The 15,214-nt window shown below is 56.6% G+C and carries 17 protein-coding genes and 1 pseudogene; 11 read left to right on the top strand and 7 right to left on the bottom strand.

The features are described from left to right. Nucleotides 1–111 precede the first annotated feature (111 nt). From A3466_RS07015 to tusA, 4 genes are all read right to left on the bottom strand, one after another. Nucleotides 112–1,398 carry a TRAP transporter large permease gene (locus A3466_RS07015; protein ID WP_063449991.1) on the bottom strand — a complete coding sequence of 429 codons (1,287 nt, stop codon included), beginning with the start codon at nucleotides 1,396–1,398 and terminating at the stop codon, nucleotides 112–114. A gap of 10 nt (nucleotides 1,399–1,408) precedes the next feature. Continuing rightward, nucleotides 1,409–1,918, bottom strand: a complete 510-nt coding sequence (locus A3466_RS07020; RefSeq protein WP_063449992.1) for a TRAP transporter small permease — start codon at nucleotides 1,916–1,918, stop codon at nucleotides 1,409–1,411. A gap of 12 nt (nucleotides 1,919–1,930) precedes the next feature. Further along, entirely contained in the window at nucleotides 1,931–2,902 is a 972-nt protein-coding gene (locus tag A3466_RS07025; RefSeq protein WP_063449993.1) for a TRAP transporter substrate-binding protein, read from the bottom strand. A 191-nt stretch (nucleotides 2,903–3,093) separates the two neighbouring features. After that, entirely contained in the window at nucleotides 3,094–3,336 is a 243-nt protein-coding gene (gene tusA, locus A3466_RS07030) for a sulfurtransferase TusA (protein ID WP_000130627.1), read from the bottom strand. 169 nt (nucleotides 3,337–3,505) lie between these two features. On the opposite strand from tusA, the gene A3466_RS07035 reads away from it, so the two are divergent. The 5 genes and pseudogenes from A3466_RS07035 (at nucleotide 3,506) to acpT (ending at nucleotide 6,714) form a co-directional block, all read left to right on the top strand. Next, nucleotides 3,506–4,171, top strand: coding sequence for a 7-cyano-7-deazaguanine/7-aminomethyl-7-deazaguanine transporter (locus A3466_RS07035; protein WP_063449994.1), 666 nt, complete (start codon nucleotides 3,506–3,508; stop codon nucleotides 4,169–4,171). 72 nt (nucleotides 4,172–4,243) lie between these two features. Beyond that, nucleotides 4,244–4,801 (top strand): DcrB family lipoprotein, encoded by a 558-nt coding sequence (locus A3466_RS07040; protein WP_063449995.1) that lies wholly within the window; start codon nucleotides 4,244–4,246, stop codon nucleotides 4,799–4,801. Nucleotides 4,802–4,936: 135 nt separating this feature from the next. After that, complete coding sequence (locus A3466_RS07045) at nucleotides 4,937–5,986, top strand: AI-2E family transporter (protein WP_063449996.1); 1,050 nt, start codon at nucleotides 4,937–4,939, stop codon at nucleotides 5,984–5,986. After that, nucleotides 5,987–6,118 (top strand): annotated as a pseudogene (locus A3466_RS23670) (beta-ketoacyl-ACP synthase); the annotation flags it as partial. Nucleotides 6,119–6,120: 2 nt separating this feature from the next. Next, complete coding sequence (gene acpT / locus A3466_RS07050) at nucleotides 6,121–6,714, top strand: 4'-phosphopantetheinyl transferase AcpT (protein ID WP_063449997.1); 594 nt, start codon at nucleotides 6,121–6,123, stop codon at nucleotides 6,712–6,714. Nucleotides 6,715–6,774: 60 nt separating this feature from the next. Here acpT and A3466_RS07055 read toward each other — a convergent pair whose 3' ends face one another. Next, nucleotides 6,775–7,281 (bottom strand): phenolic acid decarboxylase, encoded by a 507-nt coding sequence (locus A3466_RS07055; protein ID WP_063449998.1) that lies wholly within the window; start codon nucleotides 7,279–7,281, stop codon nucleotides 6,775–6,777. Nucleotides 7,282–7,380: 99 nt separating this feature from the next. On the opposite strand from A3466_RS07055, the gene A3466_RS07060 reads away from it, so the two are divergent. The 3 genes from A3466_RS07060 to A3466_RS07070 all read left to right on the top strand — a co-directional run bounded on the left by A3466_RS07060 (nucleotide 7,381) and on the right by A3466_RS07070 (nucleotide 9,858). Beyond that, nucleotides 7,381–8,262, top strand: coding sequence for a LysR family transcriptional regulator (locus A3466_RS07060; protein ID WP_063449999.1), 882 nt, complete (start codon nucleotides 7,381–7,383; stop codon nucleotides 8,260–8,262). A 32-nt stretch (nucleotides 8,263–8,294) separates the two neighbouring features. Continuing rightward, nucleotides 8,295–9,089: an SDR family NAD(P)-dependent oxidoreductase gene (locus A3466_RS07065; RefSeq protein ID WP_063450000.1), complete on the top strand. Its 795-nt coding sequence runs from the start codon at nucleotides 8,295–8,297 to the stop codon at nucleotides 9,087–9,089. Between the two features lie 106 nt (nucleotides 9,090–9,195). After that, the gene (locus A3466_RS07070) at nucleotides 9,196–9,858 is read left to right on the top strand and encodes an HAD family hydrolase (RefSeq protein WP_074160967.1); all 663 of its coding nucleotides are present in this window, start codon (nucleotides 9,196–9,198) and stop codon (nucleotides 9,856–9,858) included. A gap of 60 nt (nucleotides 9,859–9,918) precedes the next feature. On the opposite strand, the gene A3466_RS07075 is transcribed toward A3466_RS07070, so the two are convergent. Beyond that, nucleotides 9,919–10,944: a TerC/Alx family metal homeostasis membrane protein gene (locus A3466_RS07075; RefSeq protein WP_023298822.1), complete on the bottom strand. Its 1,026-nt coding sequence runs from the start codon at nucleotides 10,942–10,944 to the stop codon at nucleotides 9,919–9,921. Between the two features lie 328 nt (nucleotides 10,945–11,272). On the opposite strand from A3466_RS07075, the gene A3466_RS07080 reads away from it, so the two are divergent. After that, nucleotides 11,273–12,607 carry an MFS transporter gene (locus A3466_RS07080; protein ID WP_063450001.1) on the top strand — a complete coding sequence of 445 codons (1,335 nt, stop codon included), beginning with the start codon at nucleotides 11,273–11,275 and terminating at the stop codon, nucleotides 12,605–12,607. Between the two features lie 36 nt (nucleotides 12,608–12,643). Here the strand turns inward: A3466_RS07080 and A3466_RS07085 are convergent, their stop codons facing one another. After that, nucleotides 12,644–13,381, bottom strand: a complete 738-nt coding sequence (locus A3466_RS07085; protein WP_063450002.1) for an IclR family transcriptional regulator — start codon at nucleotides 13,379–13,381, stop codon at nucleotides 12,644–12,646. 169 nt (nucleotides 13,382–13,550) lie between these two features. Between A3466_RS07085 and A3466_RS07090 the strand changes: the two genes are divergently transcribed. Together A3466_RS07090 and A3466_RS07095 are read left to right on the top strand one after the other, a co-directional pair. After that, nucleotides 13,551–14,243, top strand: a complete 693-nt coding sequence (locus tag A3466_RS07090) for an RraA family protein (protein WP_063450003.1) — start codon at nucleotides 13,551–13,553, stop codon at nucleotides 14,241–14,243. Beyond that, nucleotides 14,243–15,190, top strand: a complete 948-nt coding sequence (locus A3466_RS07095) for a hydroxyacid dehydrogenase (protein WP_063450004.1) — start codon at nucleotides 14,243–14,245, stop codon at nucleotides 15,188–15,190. Before A3466_RS07090 ends, A3466_RS07095 begins: the two co-directional genes overlap by 1 nt. Nucleotides 15,191–15,214: the final 24 nt, after the last annotated feature.

A 15,214-nucleotide genomic window follows, 5' to 3' on the forward strand; every position in this document is an offset into this window, starting at 1 on the left:
TTATACCCCCCCAAAAAAACCCCGCCGGGGGGGGGGGCCCCCTCCCGGCCCCAAAACGCCCACACACCGGTGCGCGGTTTCGGCGCAGCCGCCACCCGGCAAAAAACGGCGTCACTGCATCCCTAACATCCTCGGCAGCCACAATGATATCGCAGGGATATAGGTCACCATCCCCAGCACCACCAGCAGGATGCCGTAAAATGGCAGCATCGCCCGCACCACGGTTTCAATCTTCTGCTTGCTTACCGCGCTCGCCACAAACAGCACCGACCCGACCGGCGGGGTGATCAGCCCGATCCCCAGGTTAACCATCATGATCATCCCGAAGTGTACCGGGTCGATCCCCAGCGCGTTGGTCACCGGCAGCAGCACCGGCGTCAGGATCAGAATGATCGGCGCCATGTCCATCAGCGTGCCAATCAGCAGCAGCATGACGTTGAGATACATCAGGATCACGTACTTATTATCAGAGAGCGACGTGAAGAACTCGGTGATGCGCATCGGCAGCTGCATGTAGGTCATCACCGCGCCAAACGCCGCGGCAAAGCCAATCAAAATCATCACGATGGTGACAGTTTTCACCGTGCGGCACATCAGCTTCGGCAGTTCGCTCCATTTGTAGTCGCGGTAGATAAACATGGTGACGAAAAACGCCCACAGGCAGGCCACGGCGGCGGATTCGGTGGCGGTAAAAATCCCGGACAAGATCCCGCCGAGGATAATCACCACCGTCATCAGCCCCCACAGGGCATCGAGCATGATTTTCAGCGCCTGCCTGAATGGGATTTTGTCCCCCTTCGGATAGCCGCGCTTGCGGGCGAAGCACAGACAGAGCACCATCAGGCTCACGCCCAGCAGCAGGCCCGGCAATACGCCCGCAATAAACAGCGTGGCGATGGAGACCGTGCCCCCCGCCGCCAGGGAATAAATCACCGAGTTGTGGCTGGGCGGGATTAAAATCGCCTGCACCGACCCGCTGGCCGTCACCGCCGCCGCGTATTCGCGCGGATAGCCCTTCTTCTCCATCTCCGGGATCATCACGCTGCCTATGGACGCCGTATCCGCCACCGACGAGCCGGAAATCGCGCCGAAGAACGTTGAAGCCACGATGTTCACCAGCGACAGCCCGCCGCGAATAAAGCCGACAAAGACATACGCGAAGTTAACCAGCCGTCGGGCAATGCCCCCTTCCGCCATGATCGCCCCGGCAAGGATGAAGAACGGGATCGCCAGCAACGTGAATTTGTTCACCCCGCTGGTGATCTGGATCATCAGCGCCTCCAGCGGCAGGTCAATCCACAGCGCGCCCGCGACGGCGCTCAGGCCCACGGCAAAGGCCACCGGCATCCCCAGCGCCAGCAAAATGGCGAGGGTGAATAACAAAATAAAAGCATCCATTGTTCACCCCTTAACTGTGGTTGCCGATCAGCACGACCGGACGGTTTTCCTGCGAGCCAAACAGCAGGCGTTCAAGCACAAACAGGATCAAAATCGCCGACCCGACAGGCAGCGGCAGATAGCTCTCGCCGGAGGTCAGGAGCGGAAACTCCGCCACCGGCTGCTCCCACAGCTCGACGCACAGCCAGTAGCTGTACCAGCACATCAGGCCAGAGATCAGCAGCATCAGCAGGTCCACCGCACGTGCGCACAGCCTTTGCAGCGATACGGGCAGACGGTCGGTAAGCATGTTGACCGCAATATGCGATCCGGCGCGGTAGCTCACCGCCGCGCCGATAAAGGTAAACGTCACCATGCAGATAATGGCGACGGGCTCCGGCCAGGATTCGCCGCGGTTGAGCACGTAGCGTGAGAAGATGCCGATGGGGATGACAATCGTCATCACCAGCAGCGAGACACCCGCCACCGCCATGGCGAGCAGGTACAGACGGTCCATCCACTTCAGGTAGAGTTCGGACATACGTACTCCGGATCACTGAACGTCGGCGATGGCTTTCATCAGATCCTGATGCTTGTCGCCATACTGCGCGCGCACCGGCTCTGTCGCCTTGATAAACACCGTTTTATCAATATCGTGGAACTGCACGCCGCCGGCCTTCATTTTCGCCAGCGCCTGGTCGTTATAGGCATTCCACAGCTTGCGCTGCTCTAACTGTGCTTCACGGGCCAGGGTCAGGATTTTTTGCTGTTCATCAGCGCTCAGCTTGTCCCATTTCACTTTTGAATAGAGCAGCATTTCCGGGGTGATGAAGTGGCCGCTCAGCGTGTAGTTTTTCGCAACCGGCATGTAGTTGTGGGCGACAAAGGTTGGCGGGTTGTTCTCCGCACCGTCAATCACCCCGGTCTGCATGCCGCTGTACACCTCGCTGACGCCCATCGCGATTGCGTTCGCCCCCATCGCTTTCAGCGTGGCCAGTGCCACCGGGCTACCCTGCACGCGGATTTTCTTCCCTTTCAGATCGTCCGGCTTGACGATCGGCTCTTTGGTGATCAGGTTGCGGGTGCCGGAATCCATCCAGCCGAGGAACACCAGACGCGATTTCGGGTTGGCGGTGAGTTTGTCACCGATCTGCTTGCCGATTTCCCCGTCGATCACTTTGTGCATGTGGTGCTCATCGCGGAACACGTAGGGCAGCGTAAACACTTCGATATCCGGCAGGATGGCGGCAACCGGCGCCATGGAGACGCGGATCATATCAATCGCCCCCATCTGCGCCTGCTCAATCATCTGCTTTTCATCCCCCAGCACGCCGCCGGGAAAGACCTTAATCTCCAGCTTGCCGTCGGTTTGTTGCTTGAGCTTTTCACCCATCTGCTGAACCGCCACCACGTTCGGGTAGCCTTCAGGATGCACATCGGCGGCTTTAATGGTTTGCGCGGAAACGGTGCAGGCAAAAGCAGACAGGCACAGAGCGGCCAGTAACGGCTTGAGGGTCGTTTTCATTCAGTCAACTCCAGGGTAGTGAGATAAGCGTTAAAACGGTGTTTTAGTTTTTGACGTTTAAAAATTAGACTACGGCTGGAAAAGGGAGGGTGAAGCGCCTCACAAAAGCGCGAAATTTTGAAACGATGGTTTAGAAAGGTTTTCTCCCTCTCCCCGTGGGAGAGGGGCGGGGTGAGGGCATCAGGCCGCACCTACCCCTTACGAATCAAATACCGGTACGGCAGGGTTTCCGTTTGCTGCGCCACCAGCTCGTGTTCCATAAAGGTACAAAAGCCGGGGATATCGCGGGTGGTGGCCGGATCATCAGCGACGATCAGCAGCGTTTCGCCGCTCTGCATGTTACGTACGGTTTTACGCACCATCATTACCGGCTCCGGGCAACGGAGGCCCTGGGCGTCAAGCGTGTGATCTGGGCTGGAAAACAGGTCGGTCATTTTCTTCTCGTTCAGGTAAAAACGGCTGTAGTTTACGCCCCGCTATCGTCAATGCAAACCAGGTTAACGATTGCGTGAAAATTAGCCATTGCAAAGTGCGGTCAAAGCAGTATCATGCGGCGGCTTTATTGGGTTCCCTCACCCCAAATATTAATCAAAAAGGTACAATATGAACTCCTTTACACAATCGCAGCGCGTCAAAGCGTTGTTCTGGCTTTCGCTATTTCATCTGCTGGTGATCATCTCCAGTAACTATCTGGTACAGCTCCCCATCTCCATTTTTGGTTTCCATACCACCTGGGGCGCGTTCAGTTTTCCGTTTATTTTCCTCGCGACCGATTTAACCGTGCGTATCTTTGGCGCACCGCTGGCGCGGCGGATTATTTTTGCGGTGATGATCCCGGCGCTGTTCGTCTCCTACGCCATCTCCTCCCTGTTTTACATGGGTAGCTGGCAGGGCGTTGAAGCACTGACGCATTTCAACCTGTTCGTCGCGCGTATTGCCGCCGCCAGCTTTATGGCCTATGCCCTGGGGCAGATCCTCGATGTTCACGTCTTTAACCGCCTGCGTCAGAACCATCGCTGGTGGATGGCACCGACGGCGTCGACGCTGTTCGGTAACGTGAGCGATACGCTGGCCTTCTTCTTCATTGCCTTCTGGCGCAGCCCAGACGCCTTCATGGCAGAACACTGGATGGAAATCGCCCTGGTGGACTACGCCTTTAAGGTGCTTATCAGCCTGGTTTTCTTCCTGCCGATGTACGGCGTGCTGTTGAATATGCTGCTGAAAAGGCTGGCAGATAAATCTGAAATCGCCGCATTACAGGCAGGTTAAGGGTTCGCTTTATCAGTTGTGATAAGATGAACGAATGAGCCGCTATGGCCGTTTATCGAAAGGAAGAAGTCAATGCGCAATCTGGTTAAATATGTCGGGATTGGCCTGCTGGTTGTTGGCCTTGCAGCCTGTGATAACAGCGACACCAAAACGCCTGCTCAGGGCGCGTCAGCAGAAAGCAACGCCACCGGTCAGCCGGTGAGCCTGATGGATGGCAAACTCAGTTTCTCTCTGCCTGCGGATATGACCGATCAGAGCGGCAAGCTGGGCACCCAGGCGAACAACATGCACGTCTATTCCGATGCCACCGGCCAAAAAGCGGTCATTGTGATTGTCGGTGACGATACCAGCGAAGATCTGGGCGTGCTGGCCAAACGTCTGGCAGACCAGCAGCGCAGCCGCGACCCGCAGCTTCAGGTGGTCACCAATAAGTCGATTGAACTGAAAGGCCACACGCTGCAACAGCTGGACAGCATCATCTCCGCCAAAGGCCAGACCGCGTACTCCTCCGTGGTGCTCGGCAAGGTGGATAATAAACTGCTGACCATGCAGATCACCCTGCCGGCAGACAATCAGCAGAAAGCGCAGAGCGCCGCTGAAAACATCATTAACACCCTCGTGATCCAGTAATCGTTCACCGGGATACCATGGCCTCCGTCGCTTGCGCCGGGGGCCATTTTTTTGCCACGACTTTCAGACTAACGCTCCAGACGAAGCACTTCCGGCGCACTACAATTAACGAGCCCCCCGGAAAAAGGAATTCTTATGACTGCCAGCCCGCCCGATAAAGCCGGACTTCATATTTTACTCAAACTCGCCTGCCTGGTGGTTATCCTTGCGGGTATCCACGCGGCGGCGGATATAATTGTTCAGCTTCTGCTGGCGCTGTTTTTCGCCATCGTTCTCAACCCGCTGGTGACATGGTTTTTACGCAGGGGCATCAGCCGCCCGGTCGCCATCACCATTGTGGTTATCGTAATGCTGATTGTGCTGACGGCGCTGTTCGGCGTGCTCGCCGCCTCGCTGAGTGAATTTTCCACTATGCTGCCGCAGTACAATAAAGAGCTGACGCGCAAGCTGGTCGATCTCCAGCAAATGATGCCGTTCGTTAATCTGCATATTTCACCGGAACGAATGCTGCGCCGGATGGATTCCGAGAAGGTCATGACCTACGCCACCACGTTAATGACCGGGCTTTCCGGGGCGATGGCCAGCATTCTGCTGCTGGTGATGACGGTGGTATTTATGCTGTTCGAAGTGCGCCACGTGCCGTATAAGCTGCGTTTTGCTCTGAACAATCCGCAGATCCACATTGCCGGCTTGCACCGCGCGCTGAAGGGCGTGTCCAAATATCTGGCGCTGAAAACCCTGCTTAGCCTGTGGACCGGCGTGATTGTCTGGCTGGGGCTGGTACTGCTGGACGTACAGTTCGCGCTGATGTGGGGCGTGCTGGCGTTTTTACTGAACTACGTGCCCAATATTGGCGCGGTGCTTTCTGCCGTCCCGCCGATGATCCAGGCGTTCCTGTTTAACGGTTTTTATGAGTGCATGCTGGTGGGGGCGCTGTTCCTTGTCGTGCACATGGTACTGGGCAATATTCTCGAACCGCGCATGATGGGCCACCGCCTGGGCATGTCGACGATGGTGGTGTTTTTATCATTACTGATCTGGGGATGGCTCCTGGGACCGGTGGGCATGTTGCTCTCCGTACCGCTCACCAGCGTCTGTAAAATCTGGATGGAAACCACCAAAGGAGGCAGTAAACTCGCCATTCTGCTGGGGCCGGGTCGGCCAAAAAGCCGTTTGCCGGGATAACCGGGTGAGCAATGTGGCGCTTTAGATTATATTATGGGGGAAGCCCGCCCGATTGATTGCGAATTTATACAGAGCAATAACTTTGCCTTTGGCGGCATCAATACCTCGATAATCATTAAACGCTGGGCGTAACTATGTACCAGTTTGTACTGGGAAAGATCTCCACCCTTAGCGCGGACCCGCTGGCGTCAACGCTCGCAGACATGGCACCTCAGGGTGCGCGACACGCTTCCTGGCTTGCAGGCCGGACGCTGCTCGCCAGAACCTTATCCCCTTCTCCGCTTCCCGAGATAATCTACGGTGAGCAGGGAAAACCGGCCTTCGCTAACGGTCATCCGCTGTGGTTTAACCTGAGCCACAGCGGGGACGACATTGCCCTGCTGCTGAGCGATGAAGGTGAAGTTGGCTGCGATATTGAAGCGATTCGTCCGCGTGCGAACTGGCAGGCGCTGGCGAATGCCGTCTTCAGCCTTACCGAACATGCCGAGCTGGAGCGTGAAGCGCCGGAAGAACAGCTTTCCGCCTTCTGGCGCATCTGGACGCGCAAAGAGGCCATCGTCAAGCAGCGTGGCGGCAGCGCGTGGCAGATTGTCAGCATTGACAGCACCGCCCAGTCGCTTCCGGTCAGCCAGCTACGCTTCGGCTCGCTGAGCCTGGCGGTCTGTACCCCTACGCCCTTCACCCTGACGGCAGAATCAATCGCTTATTGCGGTCCCTCTGCGGCATAAAAAAACGGCCATTCCGGTGTATACCGAAATGGCCGTTGTGCATTTAACGCGTTGCGAAGCTTATTTCAAATTTTCAGGGAAGTTTGCTGGCAGCTCGCTGGCCGCACATGCAATCACGGTGTCATCGTTAGCACCACAGTCGCGAACGAAGGTGATGGTGGCAAATTCATCAATTACTTCAGTCGGATAGGCCGGACCGGCATCACGGTAACTGTTCATCAGCGGAATGTGATCGTTCTGGAAGCAGACGGTTTTTTCCGGATTGTTCATAACCCAGCGCGGGAAGAAAATGGTGCCGTGGAACAGGCTGTCGCCCAGGTTCACAATCAGGCTAACGTCGGTACCGGTTGGCTCGGTCCAGGAAATTTTATAGATGCTCTCTCCGACGCGGACGATATACGCCTGCTGATCTTTCACCCAACGATTACCCACCAGACCGCTGTGAATACGGTAGTCGAGCGTGTTCTCGTTTTTCACGTAAATTTCGTAGTTCCAGCCGTTATCGTAGGTATAAACCAGATGTTTGCCGACGAAGCCGCTTAAGTCATGTTTGTCGAAGGTGTTCATAAGATGTCTCCTTTGTTTTGATGAAACTATCGTACCCCTTCAAAAAATGAATGAATAACGCTATGTTTGAATCAAATTCATCCAAAATTTAGATTGATCATGCATAAGACGACGCTAGAACAATGGGCCCTGCTGGAGAGAGTAGTCGAGGCTGGCAGCTTTGCCAGAGCAGCAGAAGAGACGCACCGCAGCCAGTCCTCGGTTAGCTATAACCTGTCGCTGTTGCAGGAACGGCTTGGCGTGGCGCTCTTAATGACGGAAGGCAGGCGGGCCGTGCTGACCCCGGCGGGAGAGCTGTTGCTGGATCAGGTGAAGCCGCTGCTGAAAGCCTTCGCCTATGTTGAAACCCGCGCTGCGACCCTGCGCAGCGGGATGCGAACCCGTATTGATCTGATGGTAGACAGTATTTTTCCGCGCAGCCGGCTGTTCGCTATTTTGCGGCAGTTTCAGCAGCGGTATCCGCAAACGCAGGTGCGGCTCACCGAGGTGCTGGAAAACAGTCGCGCGGACGCGCTCAATGATGAAGCCGACGTGATGGTCTTAACCCGCCGCCAGGACGTCACCGGGCTGGGCGAATGGCTGATGAATATCGATTTTGTTGCCGTTGCACATCACGCGCACCCGCTGTTCGCGCTGGATACACCGCTTAATGACGAGACGTTACGCCCGTGGCCGCGCATTCAGATCGCAGACAGCCAGCCCACCGTTCGTCTCGCCGGGGAGTCGTGGACCTTCTCAACCATTGATGCCGCGATCGAAGCGGTGATGTATCAGGTTGGATACGGCTGGCTACCGGAAGAACGCATTCAGGCCCCGCTCCAGCAAGGCATCCTCAAAACCCTGCCGCTCAGCCACGGCGTACGTCGCGCGACACCGCTGCACCTCATCGTCAAACGCTCCCTCAGCCCGCTGGACGAGCAGGTGGAGACGTTGTTGCGCCTTTTTAAGCAGGATCCGTCATCGTCACCTGCTACGCTTTAAGTTTTAAACCAGAAGACGACAAGGAGCGAACGATGAAAATCGACTTAACGGGAAAAGTGGCGCTGGTGACCGCGTCCACCGGCGGTATAGGGTTTGCCATCGCCCGCGGGCTGGCGGAGAGCGGTGCGGAGGTGATCGTGAACGGGCGCAGCATCGACTCGGTGAACAAAGGCATTCAGGCCTTACAGCAGGTGGTGCCTGGCGTGCAGGTCCGTGCCGCCATCGCCGATCTGAGCTCGCAGGAGGGCGTTGACGAACTGCTCAGGGTTGCCACGCACGTCGATATTCTGGTGAATAACGCCGGGATTTATGGTCAGCAGGATTTTTATTCCACCGACGACGAGACCTGGGAACGCTACTGGCAAACTAATGTGATGTCCGGCGTGCGCCTCTCCCGCGCCCTGCTGCCCGGCATGGTGCAAAAAGGCTGGGGTCGGGTGGTGTTTATCTCGTCAGAATCGGCCTGCAATATTCCGGCGGATATGATCCACTATGGCGTAACGAAAACAGCCCAGCTTTCGCTGGCGCGCGGTCTGGCGAAGTTTGTGGCGGGCAGCGGCGTCACGGTGAACAGCGTGCTGCCGGGCCCGACGATGTCGGACGGCTTTGCCGCGATGATGAAGGACGAGATCGAGAGAACCGGCAAATCGCTGGAGCAGCTGGCGAAAGCGTTCGTGATGGAGAATCGCCCCAGCTCGGTGATTCAGCGCGCCGCCACGGTGGAAGAAGTGGCCAACATGGTCGTTTACGTCTGTTCGATGCAGGCCTCCGCGACTTCCGGCGCGGCGCTGCGCGTTGACGGTGGCGTGGTGGATGACATCGTTTGACCCGTCAGGCCACAGGTTCGAGAAAAAATGAGATCGGATAGAAGGACTGCGAAGGTAAAGCAGGTAAACTAGTGAACAGAATGTGTATTTCAGCTAAGACGTATTTATGACCAATATGATTGCCGACGAAGCCGTGGCGAAGTCCAGCGTGCTCTCTGTCTTTGACTTTGATGGTACGTTGACGCACCACGACAGCTTTATTCCTTTCCTGCGCTTTGCCTTTGGCAAGCGCTATTTTGCTGGCCGGCTGGTGCGCATGGCCCTGCCTACGCTGCACTGCGTGCGCCGCAAGCTGACGCGTGATGAACTGAAAGAGGTGCTGATCAAAACCTTCCTGACGGGCGTGGATGAACACTGGTTACGTCAACAAGCGGAAGCCTTCTGTGAAAAATACTGGAGCAAGCTGATGCGCCCGGAAGGGGTCATGGCCGTTGCCAACGAAGTCAATTCTGGTGCGGAAGTAACGATTTGCTCCGCCTCCCCGGCGCTGGTATTGCAGCCGTGGGCCGATAAGCTCGGCATTAAGCTGATTGGCACGCAGCTGGAAGTGAAGGACGGCAAGCTGACCGGGCGGATCACCGGCCATAACTGCCGGTGTGCGCAGAAGGTGGCGAGGCTGGAGAAGGTGTATGGGGATTTGAACGCGTATCACCTGCGCGCCTGGGGCGACACCCGTGGCGACCACGAGCTGCTGGCGGCGGCGCAGGATCCGCACTGGCGCCATTTCCATCATCCGAGCAAGCGCCGGAATTCACCAATTAAGGGTTAGGTGCGGCCCGGTGCCCTCACCCCGGCCCTCTCCCTCGGGGAGAGGGAGAAAAGCGGTACATCAGGCCTCACGTTTCCCCGGAAACATCACGCTCGCAATAATCCCCAGCGCCAGTACCCCCAGCACCACAAACAGGCTTGCCGTGGCACCGATGTTATAACCGTGATGCCAGAAGTGGTCGGTCGCATTTAGCCCCAGCTTGAACGCCACGAAGAACAGCAGCAGCACGACCGCTTTCTCCAGATGCACCAGATACTGCTTCAGCGCCTCCAGCACGAAGTAGAGGGTACGCAGGCCGAGGATCGCGAACATCATTGCGCTGTAGATAATCAGCGGCTCGCGGCTGACGGCAATGATGGCGGGAACGGAGTCGAACGCGAACATCACGTCGGACAGCTCTACCACCGCCACGCAGAGCAGCAGCGGCGTCGCGTAGCGCTTCGCCTTCTTCACGCGGCCTACCATCACATCCTTGTTTTCAGGCTTCTCCAGCTCGGCATCCACCTCTTTCTGGGTCAGGATAAACGCGTGGCTGCTGATTTTTGGCCAGACTGGATAGAAGCGTTTTACCAGGCGGTACGCCAGGTGGTTAGAGTAATCTTCGACTTCATCGCTCTCTTCATTGCGTTTCAGCATCATCACCGCCGTCCAGCCGACAACCAGCGCAAAAATGACCTCAACGTACGGCCCGAGGCTCAGGAGGCTGGTGCCGATGGCCACAAAAATCCCGCGGAATACAATCGCCCCCAGCACGCCCCAGTAGAGCACGCGATGGCGATACTTATCCGGTACGCCGAACCAGGCGAAGATCGCCATCATCACGAACAGGTTGTCGACAGAGAGCACCTCTTCCAGCGCATAGCCGGTGAGGAACAGACTCGCCATCTCTGCGCCATGGTGCACGTATAAGAAGCCGGCAAACGCCATAGCCATCATGACCCAGAAGATGGACCACATGGCCGCGCTTTTCAGCGAGATAGGTTTATCGTGACGGTGCATGAAGAGGTCGATAAACATCGCCCCAACGGCCATCACCACAAAGACAACAACGGTTTCCGTCGGGAAACCGAGATGAGCAGCAGACATAGACAACCCTTTTAAGAAGACAAAACACAACACCATGCAGGCTGGCGTAGACCAGAAGTGAGAATGGGGGAACGTGTTATCCGCATATACCCCGCTAAACCGCAGCTCTGTGGCTGCGCAAGGTGTGTACTTTACCTCACAACGTAGGGTGGTGCATCTGTCGTTTAGGCGCATTTAGCAGAGCGCGTTATCTGTGAGTCACGTCTTATTTACATCATTTAAACCTTCCATTAACTGGATAAAAAGAACGCGCCGACGCTATAGTGGTTTTGTTAAATAAAACTGAGTTGTACCTGATAAAACCAAGAACAGACCCTGCGAGGAACTCATGACAGAACATATTCGTAATGGCGTTGCCGCCACTGAGGACATAGAACGAAAGACTATGCGCAAGGTGATCTGGCGTATTCTCCCGTTTCTGATAGTTAGTTATCTGGTCTCTATTATCGATCGCGGCAATATTGGCATGGCTTCGCTACAGATGAATGAGGATCTCGGCCTCAGCAAAGCGGCGTTTGGCTTCGCCAGCAGTCTCTATTTCGTGGCGTATTTTCTGTTTGAAGTTCCAAGCAATCTGGCGATGCAGAAGGTGGGCGCACGTCTGTGGATCCCCCGCATTATGATCAGCTGGGGGGTGGTATCCATGTGCATGGCACTGGTACAAAACACCACGTCGCTTTATATCGTGCGTTTTCTGCTGGGTGCCGCTGAAGCGGGCTTTTTCCCCGGTGTCGTACTCTTTTTGACCTGGTGGATCCCTGCCCGCTACCGTGCGCGAATTATCGCGTCCTTTATGGTCGCGATCCCGCTGGCCAATTTTATCGGATCGCCGCTGTCGGGGTTGATTCTGTCACTGGACGGCTGGTTAGGTCTGCGCGGCTGGCATCTGCTGTTTATCATTGAAGGCTTACCCGCGGTTCTGCTGGGTATTGCCGCCTGGTTTGTTCTTCGCGATCGCCCGCACCAGGCTAACTGGCTTAACGTGGAGCAGAAAAAATGGCTGGAAACAACGCTTGAAAGCGAGCGTCAGCAGCAAAAAAATATCGGCCACCAGACAACCTGGCAGTTGCTCCGGCATCGTCAAATCTGGCTGCTGGCGCTGATTTACGCAGGCGCGTCCTCAGCGGGCACCACCATCAGCGTCTGGTCACCACAGCTGCTGAAATCGTTTCATCTTGATAATCTGGAGACGGGTCTGCTCAACGCCATTCCTTACGGCCTGGCATCCGTACTGATGATTGTCTGGGGACGGAGTTCTGACCGAACCAACGAACGCCGCTGGCATACCGCGCTGACGCTATTCATGATTGCCGCAGGCGTAGTTGCCGCATTTGTCAGCGTCTCTCTTTCTACCACCCTTATTATTTTAAGCATCATGCTGATAGGCGCGTATTCAATGAAGGGGCCGTTCTGGGCGCTGGCGTCAGGCTGGATGAGCAGCACGTCGGCTGCTGCGGGGCTGGCTGCGATTGGCGCCATCGCTAACCTTATCGGCGGCGCGGTGATGGTCAACGCTTACGGCATCATTAACGAGCGGACGGGTAGCCACACGCTGGCCATGCTTCCTCTGGCTGCGCTGTGCGTCGCGGGGGGTGTCGCAGTGTTGGTGATGGGACGACAGGCCCGCAATGCGCATCTGCATGAAAAGCGGGTAACCCATTAGGCATAACAAAAGCGGGACGCCCGTCCCGCTTTATGCTCAGAGGCTCTCTTCCGCAGTGTCTTGCGTTTCCCCATAAAACTGCTGGCAGAACGCCTTACTCGCCCCCATTTTCTGCGACAGGCGACTGGCGGTGACGTGCATCAGCTGGCTGATCCCCTGTTCACGGCGATCTTCAGTCAGTCTGGATATGGGCCCGGTCAGCGCCAGCGCCGCAATCAGCTTGTCATTGACGCCGAAGACGGGCATCGCAAACGCCGCGGTATGCGGGTCTCGTGCACCTGCGGTATAGAGCGGAACAGCGGGCTCCCCCTCTGGTAGCACGTCATTAAGGCCCCAGTGGCGAAGCACTTTACTGATGGCAGAATCGTCCAGCGGAAACTGCGTACCCGGCAGATTACTGTGGCGTAGCCCGTGGGAGGCTTCCGCACGGAACAGGCACAAACGTTGCCCGCCTTCTAACACATACCAGCTGGCGCTCTCTTGTGAGGCCTGAGATAACGCCTGAAGCTCAGGCTGCACCACCCGGGAAAGATGAAAAGATTGCTCATAAAGCTTACCGAGGTAAAGCAGACGTGGGCCAAGCGCATAATTGCCGTCATCGTGCCTGACGACATAGTTCATTCGTTCAAGCGAATTCATTAACCGGTAAACCGTGGTTTTGTGATAACCCGATAGCTGCGCCAGCGCGGTCAGCGTCAGGCTCTCATCGCCGGGACGGAAGCAATCCAGTAAAGCCAGCGCTTTTTCGACCGCCACAACGCCTTCATTACCCATCATCATCTCCTTTTCTGCTCGGCAGTGAGTGTACCTCAATTTTTGTGAGTCACTTCGTGTTTACATCACAAACGCCGTTGCAGATCTGGCTAAAAGGAAAGCTACACCGCTATAGTTGTTTTGTGCTGTACACCTGCATTGTACACAGTAAAACAATATGGAGGCATTCATGTCCATTTCAGAAAAACCATTCATTAACCGTCAGTTCGAACGCGTGTCGACCGAAGAGGTTCGCCAGGCCGCTGAGTATCAGGCCGCTATCCTCGCGGATGTTGCCGGTCGCCGCGGTACGCTCCATGGTCGTATCAAACCGCTCGCACCTCAGATGGCCGTTGCGGGCCCGGCTGTTACCGTGGAGGTGCGCCCGGGAGATAATCTGGCCATCCATGCCGCAATGGCCGTCGCCCAGCCTGGCGATGTGTTGGTGATTGACGGCAAAGGCGACCTGACCTGTGCGCTGCTCGGCGAGATTATGGCGACTCAGGCCCAGGCAAGTGGGATCGCGGGCATCATCATTGATGGAGCGGTACGTGATGCCGATACCCTGAGTAAAGGGCATTACCCCGTCTTCGCCGCCGGTCTTAACCCCTGTGGCCCGACAAAATCCATTCCTGGCCGGGTTAATCACCCCATCTCTATCGCTGGCGCGACGGTCCGGGCCGGGGATCTGATTGTTGCGGATATCGACGGCGTGGTGGCGATCCCGCGTGATGAAGTGCAGGCCATTATCGCCATGGCCAAAGGGAAACTCGAAACAGAGACCCAACGTCTTGCCGCTATTCGTGAGGGCGATTTGCGTCCACACTGGCTTAACGACGCGCTGCGCAAGGCGGGCATGTTATCTGACGGGGAGACACTGTAATGGGAGGCAAACGCGTTGTACTGGTCACCGGATGTGACCTGGCAGACCAGGCTGTAAACATGCTGCGAGACTTTGACGTGGTGTATGCGGGACGTCAGCCCACAGAAAAAGAGCTGGTTACGCTGTGCGAGTGGCACAATCCTGTGGCCATCCTGGTGCGCTACGGCAGGATAACCGCACGGATCATGGATGCTGCCCCCGCATTACAGGTTATATCCAAACACGGAAGCGGCATTGACGTGATAGACCAGCCAGCGGCAGCGGCGCGTAATATCGCCGTACGTTCCGCCCCCGGTGCCAATGCGGCAGCGGTTGCGGAACATACCTGGGCATTGATTCTTGCCTGTGCCAAATCCGTGGTCACCCTTGATAAGCGCCTGCGCGACGGGCACTGGGATAAAGCCACGCACAAATCGATCGAGCTTGAAGGCATGACGCTGGGGCTTATCGGTCTGGGGGCGATTGGCTCGCGGGTGGCGAACGTGGGGCTGGCATTCGGTATGCAGGTTGTGGCGTACGATCCTTACGCTAAAACGATACCTTCAGGCTGTGATCGGGCAAACACTTTAGCCGACCTGCTTTCTCGTGCCGATGTTATCTCCCTGCATTGCCCGCTCACTGACGACAACAGAGGAATGATTAACGCAGACACGCTCGCCCACTGTAAGCCGAACGCTATTCTGGTGAACACGGCGCGCGGCGGGTTGATTAACGATGACGCCTTGCTCAGGGCGCTAAAGGATGGAACCTTACACGGCGCGGCACTCGACAGCTTTACCAGCGAGCCTCTGACCGCCCCGCACAGGTGGCAGACCGTCGATAACGTCATCATCTCGCCGCATATTGGCGGCGTCAGCGAGGCGTCATACGTCAGGATGGGAACCGTGGCCGCAGGCAATATTCTGGACGTTGTGCGCGTGGCTGACGATGCCATCGTCAGCCCATGAAGCGCATTGATAAATGACAGCGCC

It is taken from the genome of Enterobacter genomosp. S (assembly GCF_001631805.1).
Taxonomy (GTDB): Bacteria; Pseudomonadota; Gammaproteobacteria; order Enterobacterales; family Enterobacteriaceae; genus Enterobacter; species Enterobacter quasihormaechei.

Coding starts and splice junctions, on each gene's coding strand:
- A3466_RS07015 (WP_063449991.1), bottom strand. CDS start 1,398: ATGGATGCTTTTATTTTGTTATTCACCCTCGCCATTTTGCTGGCGCTG.
- A3466_RS07020 (WP_063449992.1), bottom strand. CDS start 1,918: ATGTCCGAACTCTACCTGAAGTGGATGGACCGTCTGTACCTGCTCGCC.
- A3466_RS07025 (WP_063449993.1), bottom strand. CDS start 2,902: ATGAAAACGACCCTCAAGCCGTTACTGGCCGCTCTGTGCCTGTCTGCT.
- tusA (WP_000130627.1), bottom strand. CDS start 3,336: ATGACCGACCTGTTTTCCAGCCCAGATCACACGCTTGACGCCCAGGGC.
- A3466_RS07035 (WP_063449994.1), top strand. CDS start 3,506: ATGAACTCCTTTACACAATCGCAGCGCGTCAAAGCGTTGTTCTGGCTT.
- A3466_RS07040 (WP_063449995.1), top strand. CDS start 4,244: ATGCGCAATCTGGTTAAATATGTCGGGATTGGCCTGCTGGTTGTTGGC.
- A3466_RS07045 (WP_063449996.1), top strand. CDS start 4,937: ATGACTGCCAGCCCGCCCGATAAAGCCGGACTTCATATTTTACTCAAA.
- acpT (WP_063449997.1), top strand. CDS start 6,121: ATGTACCAGTTTGTACTGGGAAAGATCTCCACCCTTAGCGCGGACCCG.
- A3466_RS07055 (WP_063449998.1), bottom strand. CDS start 7,281: ATGAACACCTTCGACAAACATGACTTAAGCGGCTTCGTCGGCAAACAT.
- A3466_RS07060 (WP_063449999.1), top strand. CDS start 7,381: ATGCATAAGACGACGCTAGAACAATGGGCCCTGCTGGAGAGAGTAGTC.
- A3466_RS07065 (WP_063450000.1), top strand. CDS start 8,295: ATGAAAATCGACTTAACGGGAAAAGTGGCGCTGGTGACCGCGTCCACC.
- A3466_RS07070 (WP_074160967.1), top strand. CDS start 9,196: ATGACCAATATGATTGCCGACGAAGCCGTGGCGAAGTCCAGCGTGCTC.
- A3466_RS07075 (WP_023298822.1), bottom strand. CDS start 10,944: ATGTCTGCTGCTCATCTCGGTTTCCCGACGGAAACCGTTGTTGTCTTT.
- A3466_RS07080 (WP_063450001.1), top strand. CDS start 11,273: ATGACAGAACATATTCGTAATGGCGTTGCCGCCACTGAGGACATAGAA.
- A3466_RS07085 (WP_063450002.1), bottom strand. CDS start 13,381: ATGGGTAATGAAGGCGTTGTGGCGGTCGAAAAAGCGCTGGCTTTACTG.
- A3466_RS07090 (WP_063450003.1), top strand. CDS start 13,551: ATGTCCATTTCAGAAAAACCATTCATTAACCGTCAGTTCGAACGCGTG.
- A3466_RS07095 (WP_063450004.1), top strand. CDS start 14,243: ATGGGAGGCAAACGCGTTGTACTGGTCACCGGATGTGACCTGGCAGAC.